The organism is Paraburkholderia sp. SIMBA_030, assembly GCF_046535245.1.
In the GTDB taxonomy this organism is placed as follows: Bacteria; Pseudomonadota; Gammaproteobacteria; order Burkholderiales; family Burkholderiaceae; genus Paraburkholderia.
Map to the genome: position 1 here is coordinate 652725 of NZ_JAWRXB010000001.1, position 15587 is coordinate 668311.

The following is a 15587-nucleotide window of genomic DNA, read 5'->3' on the forward strand; positions in this document are numbered from 1 at the left end:
TTTCGCGTGGGGTGCCGTTTGCGTTTCGCGCGGCGATTACACCGGCACCGGCGGCTCTTCGTGAAGCACGCCGTCGCGCAACCGCATGATGCGGTCGCAGCGGCCGGCCAGTTCCGGATCGTGCGTGACGATCACGAAGCTGGTTTCGAGCGTTTGCGACAGTTCGAGCATCAGGTTGAACACGGTGTCGGCGGTGCCGCCGTCGAGGTTGCCGGTCGGTTCATCGGCCAGCACGCAAGCCGGTTTGGTGACGAGTGCCCGGGCGATCGCCACACGCTGACGTTCGCCGCCCGACAACTCACCGGGACGATGCTTCGCCCGATGCCCCATGCCGACGCGCTCCAGCACCTCGAGCGCCTGGCGCCGCGCGGCCTCGGTCGTCAGGCGGCGAATCCGCAGCGGCATCGCGACGTTGTCGAGCGCGGAAAACTCCGGCAGCAGATGGTGGAACTGATACACGAAACCGAGCGCGCGATTGCGCAAATCGTTGCGCTCGCGTTCGGAGAGCTTCGTAAAGGGTTTGCCCATCACGGATACCTGGCCCGCGCTCGGATCGTCGAGGCCGCCGAGCACGTGCAGCAGCGTGCTCTTGCCGGAACCCGACGCGCCGACGATCGCCAGCTTTTCGCCGCGCCGCACGCTCAGTTGCGTGTTGTTGAGCACCTGCACATTGAGGCCGCCCTGCACGAACGACTTCGAAATGCCGGTCGCTTCCAGCACGTAGGGATGCAGCGTCGTCTCGTTGGGCATATTCAAGGTAGCGGAACGGTCATTCATAGCGCAATGCCTCCGCAGGACGGACCTTCGAACCGCGCCAGCTCGGATACAGCGTCGCGAGCGCCGACAGCGCGAACGCGATGACGCCGATTCGCGCGACATCCGCGGGGATCAGTTCGGACGGCAGTTCGCTGATGAAATACACCGATGGCGGCAGGAACTGCACACCGAGCAGATGCTCGATCATCGGCACGAGCCACGGAATGCTCCACGCGATCAGGCAACCAAGCGCGACGCCGGTCGCCGTGCCGATAAAGCCGATCGTCACGCCCTGCACGACGAAGATCTTCATGATCGAGCCGGGCTGCGCGCCAAGCGTGCGCAGAATCGCGATATCGGCCTGCTTGTTGGTCACCGTCATCACCAGCGACGACACCAGATTGAACGCCGCCACCGCAATGATCAGCGTCAGGATGATGAACATCATGCGTTTTTCGATCTGCACCGCCGAGAACCAGGTCTTGTTCTGCTGGGTCCAGTCGCGGATGTACAAATCGCCGGACAAGCTATGCGCCAGTTGCTGCGCGACCTCCGGCGCCCGCTGCATGTCCGTCAGACGCAAGCGCACGCCGGTCGGCGCGGGCAGCCGGAACAGCGCCTGCGCGTCCTTGATGTTGATCAGCGCGAGCGTGCTGTCGTACTCGTAGTGCCCCGACTCGAAGATGCCCACCACGGTGAACTGCTTCAGCCGCGGCAGCATGCCGGCCGGCGTGATGGTGCCCTCGGGCGCGACCAGCGTGATCTTGTCGCTGACCGTTACGCCGAGGTTGGAGGCGAGGTCCGCGCCGAGCACGATGCCGAATTCGCCCGGCACGAGGTCGGCCAGCTTGCCGCCCTTCATTTCGCGACCGATATCGGACACCTGCGGCTCGAGCGTCGGCTCGACCCCGCGCAGCGCCACGCCGCTCACGGCGTCCTGGCGCGTGAGCAGCGCCTGCGCTTCGACATACGGCGCGGCACCGATCACTTCCTTGTTCTGGCGGGCTTCCTGGGCCGTCAATTGCCAGTTGGGCATCGAACCGGTCGGCGAAAACACTTCGACGTGCGCCAGCACCGACAGCATCCGGTCACGCACCTCTTTCTGAAAGCCGTTCATCACCGACAACACGACGATCAACGCTGCGACGCCGAGCGCGATGCCCGACATCGACACCAGCGCGATGAACGAAATGAAGCCGTTGCCGGTCGTGCGTTTGCCGGCGCGGGTGTAGCGCCAGCCTATCTGCCATTCGTAGGGAAATTTCAAGCGAATCCTTTTCTGCGTTCTTCGGCTTCGTGCTGCACATGAAAGCGGCTAGCCGCGTAAGCGGCACCGGTCATGCGGCCCGAACGTCGTGATCGTTGGTGTCGCGGCAGCGCAGATGGTTCCGGCATGAGGTTCCGGCGCCCTCTGCAAAGCCCGCGCCACCGATGCAGCCGCCCCACCAGGCGCTGGCGCCGTCAATCAAGCGCGAAGTTTGCCATACAATGCCGCGGACTCGCGCAAACGCCTTCCGTGCGGGGCTCCTGCTGCCATCGGCGGGTCTGGGTGCGGTGCCCGGAATCCGTCGGTATGGCCGGAATACTCGCACGCTTTGCCCTACAATGCGCAGCATCATGCACGCCAACCGTCTTCATCTTCTTCTGCCCTTCGCGCTGCCCGCCGCAGCCGACGCCTCCACCGCACTGCACGATATCCAGAGTCCCGCCCTCGACCGGCTGATCGCCCGCGCGACGCTGGTCGAACGGGTGGTCGGCGAGGATTTTCAGCGCACGCTGCCGCACGAACGCTGGGTGGCGCGCCAGTTCGGCACGCTGCCGAGCGGCGCGGCGGCGGCCGACGAAGCTCCGCTCGCTCCGTACATGCTGCGCGCGGACGGCGGCGAACCCGGCAACGCGACGTGGGCCTGCGTGCAGCCGGTGCATGTGCGCATCGCGCATGACCATCTGGTGCTGATCGATCCGGCCTCGCTGGAATTATCGGACGACGAGGCCACGGCGCTGCTGGCGGTCGCCCGGCCGTTGATCGAGGAACTCGGCGTGCGCATCGAAGCACCCAGGCCCGTGCGCTGGTACTTGTCGGGCGAAGGCTTCGGCGCGCTGGCGGGCGCCTCGCCGCTGCGTGCGAGCGGTCGCAACATCGAAATCTGGCTGCCGCACGAGGCGCATTCCGGCGAGCGTTCGCGCGCATGGATGAAGCTGCAAAACGAAGTGCAAATGGCGTGGTTCGAGCATCCGGTCAACGAAGCACGTGAGGCGCGCGGCTTGCCGGCCGTCAACTCGATCTGGTTTCACGCCCAGGGCGCGGCGCAACCAGTGACGAGCCCGTTCGCCCGGGTGTTCTCCGACGCGGCGGCCACACGCGGCCTCGCGCTGACTGCCGGCGTCGAGACCGGCGCACCGCCGGCATCGTTCGGGGCACTGCCTGCTGCGTCCGGCGGCACAAGCACCAAAGCCAACGCACATGCGAGTGGCAGCGCCAACGGCGCCACGCTGGTCGAACTCGATCCGTTCTCCGCACCCTACATCGAGCAGGACTGGGCGCGCTGGAACGACGCCTTCGCCGCGCTGCAAACGGACTGGTTCGAACCGGCACTGGAAGCGTTGCAAGCGGGTCAGCTCGGCGAACTCGGCCTGACGCTGTGCGGCGACACCGGCTCGGTGACGCTGTCGGTCACGCGCGGCGACCTGCGTAAATTCTGGCGGCGGCGCGTGCTCGCCTCGCTTTTCATCGAATGATTTACTGCCTGCTCAACGGCCTTTCCGAATGACTCGAATCGTTACGCGCGCCTGTTCTCCGGTCGACGCCGAAGTCCTCACCCGCCACGGCCTGCATCCGGTACTCGCGCGTCTGTACGCATCGCGCGGCGTGTGCATGCCCGATGAAATCGAAACCGGCCTCGCCCGGCTCGTGCCGCCCGCCGGGCTCAAAGGCTGCGAAGACGCCGCCGCGCTGCTCGCCGATGCGATTCAGGGCAGCCGCCGCATGCTGGTCGTGGCCGACTACGACTGCGACGGCGCCACCGCCTGCGCGGTCGCGGTGCGCGGCCTGCGGATGTTCGGCGCACAGATCGAGTACCTCGTGCCGAACCGCTTCGAGTACGGCTATGGTCTGACACCCGAGATCGTCGCGCTGGCCGCGCGCAGTGCGTCCGGCAAGCCGGAACTGCTGATCACCGTGGATAACGGCATCGCAAGCGTCGACGGTGTGGAAGCAGCCAACGCGCTCGGCATCGACGTGCTGGTGACCGATCACCACTTGCCCGGCGACGCGCTCCCCGCCGCCCGCGCGATCGTCAATCCGAATCAGCCGGGCTGCACGTTTCCGAGCAAATGCATCGCGGGCGTCGGTGTGATGTTTTATGTACTGCTGGCGTTGCGCGTGGAATTGCGCCGCCGCGGCGCCTTCAACGACGCATGTCCCGAACCGCGCCTCGACGGCCTGCTCGATCTGGTCGCGCTCGGCACGGTCGCCGACGTGGTCAGGCTCGACGGCAACAATCGCGTGCTGGTTGCGCAAGGCTTGCAGCGGATTCGCAAAGGCAAGATGCAGCCGGGCATCGGCGCCCTCTTTCGCGCCGCGGCGCGCGACGCACGCAGCGCGTCGGGTTTCGACCTCGGCTTTGCGCTCGGCCCGCGGCTGAATGCAGCGGGGCGCCTGTCGGACATGTCGCTCGGCATCGAATGCCTGACCACCGACGACATCGGCCGCGCGTGGGAACTCGCGCAGCAACTCGACACGATGAACCGCGAGCGCCGCGAGATCGAAGCCGGCATGCAGCAGCAGGCGCTCGAGGACCTCTCGGCGATCGATCCCGACGGCGCGACCACCATCACGCTGTTCAATCCGGGCTGGCACCAGGGCGTGATCGGCATCGTCGCCGGACGGCTGAAGGAAAAATTCCACCGGCCGTCGTTCACCTTCGCGCTCGCCGACGACAGCGGCCAGCTGGTCAAAGGCTCGGGCCGCTCGATCGCGGGCTTCCATCTGCGCGACGCGCTCGACCTGATTTCCAAACGCGAGCCGGGGATGATCGTCAAATTCGGCGGCCACGCGATGGCGGCGGGCCTCACCATCGCCGCCGCCGACGTGCCGCGCTTTACCGCCGCGTTCGAAGCGGTTGGCCGCGAATGGCTTTCCGACGACGCACTCGCGCGCACCGTCGAAACGGACGGCGAACTCGAAGACGCCTACTTCACGCCGCAATTCGTCGAAATGCTCGACGCCGCCGTCTGGGGTCAGGGCTTCCCGGCGCCGGTATTTTCCGGCGAATTCGATATCGCGTCGCAGGCGCTGGTCAAGGACAAGCATCTGAAGCTGCAACTGGTGCGCGGCCGGCAGCGCTTCAACGCGATCTGGTTCAACCATACCGACACGCTGCCCGCACGCACCACCGTCGCTTACCGGCTCGCGAGCGACACGTGGAACGGTGTGTCGCGGGTGCAATTGATCGTCGAACACGCGGCGAGCTAGCAGAGAACCGGGGACGAACTGGAGGCCCAACGCACACCACTCCAGTCAGCCGCCCCGGACGCCCCAAAGCGTCGAAAATCACCGCAAAATCAATCCCAAACACGCGCCGGATCGCTCACAAGCCGCCGGCGCGGCGCGCCGATCGGCTATAATTTCCCCTTTTTACGAAGCTATAAAAGATCGACATGGAAGCGGAACGTCTCAACGCGATCGAAGCCTCTCTGGCGGACCTGCGCACGCGCGCGGCCGACCTACGGGGGTATCTTTGACTACGACGACAAAGCACTGCGTCTAATCGAAGTCAACCGGGAACTCGAAGACCCGGACGTCTGGAACGACTCGAAGCACGCTCAGGCCCTCGGCCGGGAAAAAAAGCTGCTCGACGACGTCGTCGGCAAACTTACGGCACTCGATAACGACCTGCGCGACGCGCAGGACCTGTTCGAAATGGCCCGCGAAGAAGACGACGAGGACACGCTCCTCGCCTGCGAAGCGGATGCACAAGGCCTCGAACAGCGCGTCGCCGACATGGAATTCCGCCGGATGTTCGCGAACCCGGCCGACCCGAACAACGCCTTCCTCGACATTCAAGCCGGCGCCGGCGGCACCGAAGCGTGCGACTGGGCCTCGATGCTGCTGCGCCAGTACCTGCGCTACTGCGAACGCAAAGGCTTCAAGACCGAGGTGCTGGAACAGACCGAAGGCGACGTCGCCGGCATCAAGAACGCGACGATCAAGATCGAGGGCGAATACGCCTACGGGTTCCTGCGCACCGAAACCGGCGTGCACCGCCTCGTGCGCAAGTCGCCGTTCGATTCGTCGGGCGGCCGTCATACGTCGTTTTCGTCGGTGTTCGTGTATCCGGAAATCGACGATTCGATCGAAGTCGACATCAATCCGGCCGATCTGCGCATCGACACGTACCGCGCGTCCGGCGCGGGCGGTCAGCACATCAACAAGACCGACTCCGCGGTGCGGATCACGCACATGCCGTCGGGCATCGTCGTGCAGTGCCAGAACGACCGCTCGCAGCACCGTAACCGTGCCGAAGCCATGGCCATGCTGAAGTCGCGCCTGTACGAAGCGGAAATCCGCAAACGTCAGGCCGAGCAGGACAAGCTCGAAGCCGGCAAGACCGATGTGGGCTGGGGTCATCAGATCCGCTCGTACGTGCTGGACAACAGCCGGATCAAGGATCTGCGCACGAATGTCGAAATCAGCAATACCAAGAGCGTGCTCGACGGCGACCTCGATCCGTTCATCAGCGCCAGCCTGAAACAGGGCGTCTAAGCGCGGCCGGTGCGGCATGCATGGCATCGCCGCGTCGCATCTTTGCATCTTTGTTATAGCGCCTGTGGTTGACCTACTCGCAGGCCATCCGCATGCGGCCCACCGCATACGGACCACCGAATACCAAACCATCATGACCGAACAGATCCAGCCGAATGTCGTGCCCGAGGTGGACGACAACAAGATCATCGCCGAGCGCCGCGAAAAGCTGCGCGAGCTGCGTGAGCAAGGCATCGCCTATCCGAACGATTTCCGCCCCACGCACCACGCCGAAGATCTGCAGGCGCAATACGAGCAAACCGACAAGGAAGCGCTCGAAGCCGCTCCGCTCGAAGTCGCGATCGCCGGCCGCATGATGCTCAAGCGCGTGATGGGCAAAGCGAGCTTCGCGACCGTGCGCGACGGCTCGGGTCAGATCCAGTTCTTCATCACGCCGGCCGACGTCGGCCAGGCCACGTACGACGCGTTCAAGAAGTGGGACATGGGCGACATCGTCGCGGCGCGCGGCGTGCTGTTCCGCACCAACAAGGGCGAGCTGTCGGTGCGCTGTACCGAACTACGTTTGCTGTCGAAGTCGCTGCGTCCGCTGCCGGACAAGTTCCATGGTCTGTCCGATCAGGAAATGAAGTATCGCCAGCGTTATGTCGATCTGATCGTCACGCCGGAAACGCGCAAGACTTTCGTCGCGCGCACCAAGGCGATCGCGTCGATCCGCAAGTTCATGGCGGACGCGGACTTCATGGAAGTCGAAACGCCGATGCTGCACCCGATCCCGGGCGGCGCCGCGGCCAAGCCGTTCACCACGCACCACAACGCGCTCGATATGCGAATGTTCCTGCGGATCGCGCCGGAACTATATCTGAAGCGGCTGGTAGTCGGCGGCTTCGAGCGCGTGTTCGAGATCAACCGGAATTTCCGCAATGAGGGCGTGTCGGTGCGCCACAATCCGGAATTCACAATGATCGAGTTCTACGCGGCGTACACCGATTACAAGTGGATCATGGACTTCACCGAACAGTTGATCCGCCAGGCGGCGGTCGATGCGCTCGGCAGTGCGACGATCAGCTACCAGGGCCGTGAACTGGATCTGGCCAAGCCCTTCCATCGCTTGACGATCAGCCAGGCAATCCAGAAGTACGCGCCGCAGTACACAGACTCACAACTCGGCGACGATGCATTTCTCCGCACGGAATTGAAGAAGTTCGGCGTCGATGCGTCGCAGCCGCAGTTCCTGAACGCGGGCGTCGGCGCCTTGCAGCTCGCGCTGTTCGAAGAAACCGCCGAGTCGCAGTTGTGGGAGCCGACTTTCATCATCGACTACCCGATCGAAGTGTCGCCGCTCGCCCGCGCGTCGGATAAGTTCGACGGGATCACCGAGCGTTTCGAGCTGTTCATTACAGGCCGCGAAATCGCCAACGGTTTCTCGGAACTGAACGATCCGGAAGACCAGGCCGCGCGCTTCAAGAAACAGGTCGACCAGAAAGACGCCGGCGACGAAGAAGCAATGTTCTACGATGCCGACTACATCCGCGCTTTGGAATACGGCATGCCGCCGGCGGGCGGTTGCGGAATCGGCATCGACCGTCTGGTGATGATGCTGACCGACAGCCCGAGCATCCGCGATGTGATTCTGTTCCCGCATCTGCGCCGCGAAGACTGACTGGTTCGCTGCGTTAGCGCTCAGACAAAACGCCCGGCTCGATGCCGGGCGTTTTTTTGTTTTCGAGCCGAGAAAGCAGATGAGCGGCTAGCTGACAATTTGTAACAATCGGTAAAAGGTGCGCATCAGGGTTATTGGCTGCCCTGCCCGCCTCTGCCGAGCGCGGCGCGAACCGAGGGTCTCACCGGTATATCAAGCCTTGAACACCTCTTCTGCGAGATGATTGCCCAGAAGTGGTTACAAACTGAAACCCTCCGGGGATCGATTTGACCGACACTGTGTCTCAATAACAGTCGACTCTGCTTAAGACGGAGGCCAGCATGGACAATCCAGATACCAAACCCACCAAACCCGCGCAACAACGTCGTCTTCACCCGCTGGTGGCGACCGCTGCGGGTGCCGTCATCATCGCCAGCCTTGCCGCGACGGCGGCCATCACAGGCCTGTTCCCGAAGGCGTCGAGCAACGGCGCGCAAACCGATCAGACCCAGGCCGCGCAGGTGACCACGCAACCGGCGGTGGTCGATTCGGCCGCGCCGGCGAATCTGGCGGCGCAGCAGGCCGCGCAACAAGCACAGCAGCAACAGGCTCAACAGCAAGCGCAGCAGGCCGCCGCCCAACAACAGGCTCAGCAACCGGTCCAACGCCAGCCTGCCCCGGTGCCTGAGCAACAGCCCCAGTACGCCCAGCAGCAACAAGCCCAGCCGGCGCCGCAATACGCGCAGCAGCAACCTTCACAACCGGCTTACTGTTCGACTTGCGGCACGGTAGTCGGCATCTCGGCGGTGAAGCAGCAAGGTCATGGCACCGGCATCGGCGCGGTCGGCGGGGCAGTGGCCGGCGGCGTGGTCGGCAATCAGTTCGGCAGCGGCGGCGGCCGTACCGCAATGACGATTCTCGGCGCGCTCGGCGGTGGTCTCGCCGGCAACTCGGTCGAAAAACATCTGCGCAGCACCACGTCGTATTCGGTGCGCGTGCGCATGGAAAACGGCAAGATGCGCTACTTCACGTACCATGAAGCGCCGCCGTTCCAGCAAGGTCAGCGCGTGCGGGTCGAAAACGGCACGCTGGTGGCAAGCTGACCGATGCCAGCCTGAAGATTCTCCGGGCGTTAAAAAAGGCGATTCCAATGGAATCGCCTTTTTCTTTGCGGCAGCGGAAACGATCACGCGCCACGGGTGCAACACTCAATAATCCGCATCTTCGATCCATGCAGCCTGAATCGCCTCGAGAATCTTCTCGTTCGACCGGTTGGGGTCGTCGTCGAAACCTTCCAGCTCGGTAACCCAGCGGTGCAAATCAGTGAAGCGCACCTGCTGCGGATCGATGTCCTGGTGCTTGTCAGTCAGGGCCATCGCGATGTCTTGCGTATCGGTCCACTTCATGGCTGCATCCTCCTGTTAGTGGTTTTCCTTCGCGTGATTGATCGAGTAACGCGGGATTTCGACGACCAGATCCTGTTCCGCCGGCACGATCGCCTGGCACGACAAACGCGAGGCCGGTTCGAGCCCCCACGCTTTGTCCAGCAGATCGTCCTCGTCTTCCTCGGACGGCGTCAAGGCGGCGAAACCCTCACGCACGATCACGTGGCAGGTCGTGCACGCGCAGGACTTCTCGCACGCGTGCTCGATTTCGATGCCGTGATCGAGCAGACTGTCGCAGATGCTCTTGCCGGGCACAGCATCGAACACCGCGCCTTCCGGGCACAGTTCGACGTGAGGCAGCACAACGATTTGAGGCATACATTTTCCGTTTGGGTCTGAGGCACAGTTGCCGCAGTCCGGCTCCGTACCATTTTACTAACGCCGCGTGCCGTTTTTAAGACGCGCGGCGCGTTTTCGTTTGTTGCGGGCGACCGGCTGCGGGCGACCGGCTGCGGGCGTACCGGCTGCGGGCGTACCGGCTCGCATGCCGTTACCGCAAGGCTCAGATCTCGTCGAGCTTGCGGCCGGCCAGCGCGCGGCGAATGCCCTTGTTCATGCGGCGTGCGGCGAATTCGTCGGTGCCTTCGGCGAGCGTTCTGGTCGCGGCTTCGATCGCGTCGGCGTCGTCGCTTGACGCGATGTTGCGCAACGCGGCGAGCAGCGCGTCGAGTTCGGCGCGTTCGCTGTCGTCGAGCAATTCGGCGTCAGCAGCGAGCGCGGCATCGGTCGCTTCGACGAGGCGCCGCGCTTCGACTTGCGCCTCGCGCAGCGCACGGGCGCGCATGTCGACTTCGGCGGTCGAGAAGCTGTCTTCGAGCATCCTGGCGATGTCGTCGTCGGCGAGACCGTACGACGGCTTGACCACCACCGACGCCTCGACGCCCGAACCCTGCTCACGCGCGAACACGGACAGCAAACCGTCCGCGTCGACCTGATAGGTGACGCGAATCCGCGCGGCGCCGGCGGCCATTGGCGGGATACCGCGCAGCTCGAAACGCGCGAGCGAGCGGCAATCGCTGACGAGCTCGCGCTCGCCTTGCACGACGTGGATCGCCATCGCCGTCTGGCCGTCCTTGAAGGTCGTGAAATCCTGCGCGCGCGCGACCGGAATCGTCGAATTGCGCGGGATGATTTTCTCGGTCAGGCCGCCCATCGTTTCGACGCCGAGCGACAGCGGAATCACGTCGAGCAACAGCCACTCGTCGCCGTCGGCGCCGCGATTGCCCGCGAGCAGATCGGCCTGGATCGCCGCGCCGAGCGCGACGACCTGATCCGGATCCAGATTGGTGAGCGGCGGCTGACCGAAGAACGACTCGACCTCGCGGCGGATCACCGGCATGCGCGTCGCGCCGCCGACCAGCACCACGCCTTTGATGTCCTTCGTGGCGACCTTGGCGTCGCGCAGTGCTTTCTTCGTCGGACCGAGCGTGCGTTGAACGAGCGCCTGGGTGATCGCTTCGAAAGTGGCTTCGTCGATCGTCAGATCGATCGCGGTGCCGTTCGAGAGTGTTGCTTGCAGAGCAGCACTCGGCGCGTCCGACAAGGCTTCCTTGGTCACGCGTACGCTGTCCAGCAGCAGGCGCACATCCTCCGGTGCCAGCGTCTGCGGCGCGATGCCGGCTTGTTCGAGCACATGCCGATACAGCGCGTGGTCGAAATCGTCGCCGCCGAGCGCGGAATCGCCGCCGGCCGCGAGCACTTCGAACACACCCTTGGTGAGCTTGAGAATCGACAGATCGAAGGTGCCGCCGCCGAGGTCGTACACCGCGTACAGACCTTCGGAACCGTTATCGAGACCGTAGGCGATCGCCGCTGCGGTCGGCTCGTTCAACAGGCGCAGCACGTTCAGGCCGGCCAGCCGCGCCGCGTCTTTGGTCGCCTGGCGCTGCGCTTCGTCGAAATACGCGGGCACCGTGATGACCGCGCCGACCAGTTCGTCGCCTAGCGTGTCTTCGGCGCGCTGGCGCAGCGTCGCGAGAATTTCCGCCGATACTTCGACCGGGCTCTTCACGCCGTCGACGGTACGTATCTGCACCATGCCGGGCGCGTCCACGAAATCGTATGGCGCGTTTTCGGCGCCTTCGACTTCCGCCTTGCCACGGCCCATGAAGCGCTTGACCGACACGATCGTGTTACGTGGGTCGGTCGCCGCTTCTGCCTTGGCGGCACGGCCGATACGGCGGCCGCCCTTTTCGAGGTAATGCACCACCGACGGCAGCAGCGCATGGCCGTCCTCGTCGGGCAGCACGTCGGGCACGCCGCTGCGCACGGCGGCGACGAGGGAATTGGTGGTGCCGAGATCGATACCGACCGCGAGACGCCGCTGATGAGGCGCCGGCGCCATGCCGGGTTCGGAGATTTGCAGTAAGGCCATCTGGATCTTCTCGGGGCCGCATGGCCCCGCCCTGAAATTTCGCGTTGCTGGATGGTAATGCTACGGCTGCGTTCGTGTGTCGTCGTGCGTCGATAGCACTGCGCGCGGTGCTAGTTTTCGAGCCGCTCGATCTGCGTGCCGATTTCCGACGCCACCCGCTCGATGAACATCAACTGCCGCACCGCCTCGCCCGCCACCTGATTCGCGCCGCTGTCGAGCAAGGCGCCGAGCTTATCGAAACGCATGCGCTCTTCGTCGCGCAGCTCGGTGAGCAAGGTGTCGAGCGCATCGACGTTCTTCGCCGCGGCCGCGTCTTCAATGCCTTCGCGCCATTCCATCTGCTGCATCAGGAACGCCGGCTCCATCGCCGTATTGTCGTGCGCGCCGACGTCGATGCCGCGCAGGTGCAGCAGATAGGTTGCGCGCTTCAACGGATCGCGCAGCGTCTGATACGCCTCGTTGGTGCGCGTCGCCCATTGCATTGCAATGCGTTTTTGCGCGTCGCCGGCCGCCGCGAAGCGGTCCGGATGTACTTGCGCCTGCACCGTGCGGTACGCGTGGTCGAGCGCGGACGCGTCGAGCGCGAATTGCGCGGGCAGATCGAACAGGTCGAAGTGGCTGTCGTTCAGCGAGGCCATCGGATTAAAGGAGTCCGTTCAGGAAGCGCACCGAAGTGCCGTCAAAAAGCGCAGATCAATGCAGGTCAAATAAGCGCGGATGAAACTAAAAAGGCGGCCCGCGCCGCCTTTTTTCCGCTGCACGCGGAAGTGAACCGATTTACACGCGGAACGACTCGCCGCAACCGCACTCGTCCTTCACGTTCGGGTTGTTGAACTTGAAGCCTTCGTTCAACCCTTCACGTGCGAAGTCGAGTTCGGTGCCGTCGATATAGGCAAGGCTCTTCGGGTCGACGATGATTTTCACGCCGTTGCATTCGAACACTTCGTCTTCGGGCGCAAGTTCGTCCACGTACTCGAGTTTGTAGGCCAAACCCGAGCAACCGGTCGTGCGCACGCCAAGCCGCAACCCGACACCCTTGCCGCGACGAGTCAGATACTTCTGGACGTGCTGTGCTGCCTTTTCGGTCAACGTAATTGCCATAGCGTTTCTCATTGCGCAGTGCGGGTTCGTCACTCATGTGCTTATCACCGGTGTGATGACTTCCGCGCTGCTACCCTGCCTGCTTCAAATATCGCTCATGCCGGACGATGCATTGTTGCGCTGCGCCGTCCGCTTCGATTTACATCCGACCGCGCGCTTAAGCGTGCTGCTTGTCAGCGTCGACGACGGCTTCGCCGTGGCGCTGCTTGTAGTCGGCGACCGCTGCCTTGATCGCGTCTTCCGCGAGGATCGAGCAGTGGATCTTCACCGGCGGCAGCGCCAGTTCTTCGGCGATCTGCGTGTTCTTGATCGACATGGCCTGGTCGAGCGTCTTGCCCTTCACCCATTCGGTAACGAGCGAACTCGACGCGATGGCCGAACCGCACCCGTACGTCTTGAACTTCGCGTCTTCAATGATACCGTCCGCGCCCACGCGGATCTGCAGCTTCATTACGTCGCCGCAGGCCGGCGCGCCGACCATGCCGGTACCGACCGCATCGTCGTCCTTCGCGAAGGAACCGACGTTGCGCGGGTTTTCGTAGTGGTCCAGAACCTTGTCGCTATAAGCCATGATTACACTCCTTGATTCGTTTCAATCCGCATTCGATGAATTCGACGTTCACAAACTGGCGCGTCAGTGCGCTGCCCACTGGATGGTCGAAATATCGATGCCGTCCTTGTGCATTTCCCACAGCGGCGACAAGTCGCGCAACTTCGAAATCTTGGTCTTCAGCAGGTTGATCACGTAATCGACATCCTGCTCGGTCGTGAAGCGGCCCACCGTGAAGCGGATCGAGCTGTGCGCCAGTTCGTCGTTACGACCCAATGCGCGCAGCACATACGACGGCTCCAGCGACGCCGACGTGCAAGCCGAACCCGACGACACCGCCACGTCCTTCACCGCCATGATCAACGATTCGCCTTCGACGAAATTGAAGCTGATGTTCAGGTTGTGCGGCACACGCTTTTCCATGTCGCCGTTCACATACACTTCTTCCATTTCCGACAGGCCGCGCAGCAGGCGGTCGCGCAGCATGCGCACGCGTTCGTTTTCCGTCGCCATTTCTTCGCGTGCGATACGGAACGCTTCGCCCATGCCGACGATCTGGTGCGGGGCCAGCGTGCCCGAACGCATGCCGCGCTCGTGACCGCCGCCGTGCATCTGCGCCTCGATGCGGATACGCGGCTTGCGGCGCACGTACAGCGCGCCGATACCCTTCGGACCGTACGTCTTGTGCGCCGAGAACGACATCAGGTCGACCTTCAGCTTTTGCAGATCGATTTCGATCTTGCCGGTGGCTTGCGCAGCGTCGACGTGGAAAATGATGCCCTTTTCACGGGTGATTTCGCCGATCGCTTCAATGTCCTGGATCACGCCGATCTCGTTGTTCACCGACATCACCGAGACCAGGATCGTGTCGGGGCGCAGCGCGGCCTTGAACACGTCGAGGTCGATCAGGCCGTCGTCCTTCACATCCAGATAGGTGACTTCGAAGCCTTCGCGCTCGAGTTCGCGGCAGGTGTCGAGCACGGCCTTGTGCTCGGTCTTCACCGTGACGATGTGCTTGCCCTTGCTCTTGTAGAAGTGCGCGGCACCCTTGATCGCGAGGTTGTCCGATTCAGTCGCACCCGAGGTCCAGATGATTTCGCGCGGATCGGCATTCACCAGCGCAGCGACATTCTCGCGCGCTTCTTCGACCGCACGCTCCGCGTCCCAGCCATACGAGTGGCTACGCGATGCGGGGTTGCCGAACTGCTCGCGCAAGTACGGAATCATTTTGTCCACCACGCGCGGATCGACCGGGGTCGTAGCGCTGTAGTCCATGTAAATGGGCAGGTGGGGAATGTCGTTGTTCATCTATCGCTCCGGGGACGTCATGTGCTCTGGCTTCTGGGTTCCTGATCAGGCTGCGGCGAGTTCGCAAGCAGGCGACTCGCCGCGCCCTACGAACCGGCCATGTTGAAAACAGAATTAGGCCCTTTCGGCACCACGCGTGCGGGTTCGACCGCCGGCGCCTCGTTGCGCCGGTCGCGCAACACCGCTGGGGCGCCTTCGCGCGAACGCTGCTGATCGACCAGATCCTTCAGGGAGACCGAATCCAGGTACTCGACCATTTTCTGGTTCAGCGTCGACCACAATTCGTGCGTCATGCAGTGGCCGTCATGCTGTTTGGTGCCCTCGCACGAGCCCTTGCCGCCACATTGGGTGGCATCGAGCGGCTCGTCGACCGCGATGATGATGTCGGCCACCGTCACGTCTTCAGCGCGGCGGGCCAGATTGTAGCCACCGCCCGGTCCGCGCACGGACTCGACGATTTCGTGACGGCGCAGCTTGCCAAACAGCTGCTCGAGGTACGACAGGGAGATATGTTGGCGCTGGCTGATACCCGCAAGCGTCACCGGGCCCTGCTCCTGGCGCAGTGCCAGGTCAATCATCGCCGTGACGGCGAAACGGCCTTTCGTGGTGAGTCTCATATGGTGTGGGAACCGCAATTCTCGACAAGTTTG

15 protein-coding genes are annotated in these 15587 nt (G+C 63.6%); 5 read left to right on the plus strand and 10 right to left on the minus strand.

Annotation, left to right across the window (positions count from 1 at the left end; all coding sequences use genetic code 11):
- Positions 1–36: 36 nt before the first annotated feature.
- Positions 37–777 carry a lipoprotein-releasing ABC transporter ATP-binding protein LolD gene (gene lolD / locus SB772_RS02895; protein WP_410831770.1) on the minus strand — a complete coding sequence of 247 codons (741 nt, stop codon included), beginning with the start codon at positions 775–777 and terminating at the stop codon, positions 37–39.
- Positions 770–2023: a lipoprotein-releasing ABC transporter permease subunit gene (locus SB772_RS02900; RefSeq protein ID WP_410831771.1), complete on the minus strand. Its 1254-nt coding sequence runs from the start codon at positions 2021–2023 to the stop codon at positions 770–772. Before SB772_RS02900 ends, lolD begins: the two co-directional genes overlap by 8 nt.
- A 338-nt stretch (positions 2024–2361) precedes the next feature.
- Between SB772_RS02900 and SB772_RS02905 the strand changes: the two genes are divergently transcribed.
- The 5 genes from SB772_RS02905 to SB772_RS02925 all read left to right on the plus strand — a co-directional run bounded on the left by SB772_RS02905 (position 2362) and on the right by SB772_RS02925 (position 9262).
- On the plus strand, positions 2362–3495 hold the full coding sequence (locus SB772_RS02905) for a regulator (RefSeq protein WP_410831772.1): 1134 nt from the start codon (positions 2362–2364) through the stop codon (positions 3493–3495).
- 28 nt (positions 3496–3523) lie between these two features.
- The gene (gene recJ / locus SB772_RS02910) at positions 3524–5230 is read left to right on the plus strand and encodes a single-stranded-DNA-specific exonuclease RecJ (protein WP_410831773.1); all 1707 of its coding nucleotides are present in this window, start codon (positions 3524–3526) and stop codon (positions 5228–5230) included.
- A gap of 185 nt (positions 5231–5415) precedes the next feature.
- A protein-coding gene (gene prfB / locus SB772_RS02915; RefSeq protein ID WP_410831774.1) for a peptide chain release factor 2 occupies positions 5416–6520 on the plus strand; the annotation gives its coding sequence in 2 pieces (ribosomal slippage) (positions 5416–5496 and positions 5498–6520; 1104 coding nt in all).
- A 133-nt stretch (positions 6521–6653) separates the two neighbouring features.
- Complete coding sequence (gene lysS / locus SB772_RS02920; protein ID WP_410831775.1) at positions 6654–8180, plus strand: lysine--tRNA ligase; 1527 nt, start codon at positions 6654–6656, stop codon at positions 8178–8180.
- Between the two features lie 320 nt (positions 8181–8500).
- The gene (locus tag SB772_RS02925) at positions 8501–9262 is read left to right on the plus strand and encodes a glycine zipper 2TM domain-containing protein (protein WP_410831776.1); all 762 of its coding nucleotides are present in this window, start codon (positions 8501–8503) and stop codon (positions 9260–9262) included.
- A gap of 105 nt (positions 9263–9367) precedes the next feature.
- Here the strand turns inward: SB772_RS02925 and iscX are convergent, their stop codons facing one another.
- From iscX to iscR, 8 genes are all read right to left on the minus strand, one after another.
- A complete protein-coding gene (gene iscX / locus SB772_RS02930) occupies positions 9368–9565 on the minus strand; it encodes a Fe-S cluster assembly protein IscX (RefSeq protein ID WP_007181290.1) in 198 nt (65 codons plus the stop codon).
- Positions 9566–9580: 15 nt separating this feature from the next.
- Positions 9581–9922 (minus strand): ISC system 2Fe-2S type ferredoxin, encoded by a 342-nt coding sequence (gene fdx, locus SB772_RS02935; RefSeq protein WP_410831777.1) that lies wholly within the window; start codon positions 9920–9922, stop codon positions 9581–9583.
- A gap of 184 nt (positions 9923–10106) precedes the next feature.
- Complete coding sequence (gene hscA / locus SB772_RS02940; RefSeq protein ID WP_410831778.1) at positions 10107–11978, minus strand: Fe-S protein assembly chaperone HscA; 1872 nt, start codon at positions 11976–11978, stop codon at positions 10107–10109.
- A gap of 110 nt (positions 11979–12088) precedes the next feature.
- Positions 12089–12616, minus strand: coding sequence for a Fe-S protein assembly co-chaperone HscB (gene hscB / locus SB772_RS02945; protein WP_410831779.1), 528 nt, complete (start codon positions 12614–12616; stop codon positions 12089–12091).
- A gap of 139 nt (positions 12617–12755) precedes the next feature.
- The gene (gene iscA / locus SB772_RS02950) at positions 12756–13079 is read right to left on the minus strand and encodes an iron-sulfur cluster assembly protein IscA (protein ID WP_027212034.1); all 324 of its coding nucleotides are present in this window, start codon (positions 13077–13079) and stop codon (positions 12756–12758) included.
- 157 nt (positions 13080–13236) lie between these two features.
- Positions 13237–13650: a Fe-S cluster assembly scaffold IscU gene (gene iscU, locus SB772_RS02955; protein ID WP_410831780.1), complete on the minus strand. Its 414-nt coding sequence runs from the start codon at positions 13648–13650 to the stop codon at positions 13237–13239.
- A 63-nt stretch (positions 13651–13713) separates the two neighbouring features.
- Positions 13714–14937 (minus strand): IscS subfamily cysteine desulfurase, encoded by a 1224-nt coding sequence (locus SB772_RS02960; protein ID WP_410831781.1) that lies wholly within the window; start codon positions 14935–14937, stop codon positions 13714–13716.
- An 86-nt stretch (positions 14938–15023) separates the two neighbouring features.
- Positions 15024–15554, minus strand: a complete 531-nt coding sequence (gene iscR, locus SB772_RS02965; protein ID WP_028199491.1) for a Fe-S cluster assembly transcriptional regulator IscR — start codon at positions 15552–15554, stop codon at positions 15024–15026.
- Positions 15555–15587 lie beyond the last annotated feature (33 nt).